This window comes from Paraburkholderia sp. 31.1 (assembly GCF_014397645.1).
GTDB lineage: Bacteria > Pseudomonadota > Gammaproteobacteria > Burkholderiales > Burkholderiaceae > Paraburkholderia > Paraburkholderia tuberum.
The window spans coordinates 1-315 of sequence record NZ_VZQN01000232.1 but is presented as its reverse complement, the minus strand read 5'-3'; the positions used below and the strand labels follow the sequence as shown (position 1 = coordinate 315).

Sequence of the window (315 nt, the reverse complement as noted above, 5' to 3'; positions counted from 1 at the left end):
TACCCGTGGACAGTGAAGAAATGCCGGTCGAGGTCGACGTCGACAACGACGAGATACCCGTCGACGTGGAGGTTGACAGCGAACCCAGGCCTGTGGACAGCGAATTCACGCCGCTCTGTGCCGTGCTGATCCCCGTCGAGGCCGACGTCGACAGCGACGAAATACCCGTCGACGTGGAGGTCGACAGCGAGCTCAGACCCGTGGACAGCGAAGAGAGGCCCGTCGAGGTCGACGTCGACAGCGACGAAATACCTGTCGACGTGGAGGTCGACAGCGAACCCAGGCCTGTGGACAGCGAATCCACACCGCTCTGCA

Annotated in this window: 1 protein-coding gene; it reads left to right on the top strand. The window is 62.5% G+C overall.

Features of this window, described 5'->3' with window-relative positions; translation table 11 throughout:
* Positions 1-20 precede the first annotated feature (20 nt).
* The coding region (locus F6X37_RS36100; protein WP_222945054.1) for a hypothetical protein at positions 21-315 on the top strand (295 nt) is incomplete at its 3' end.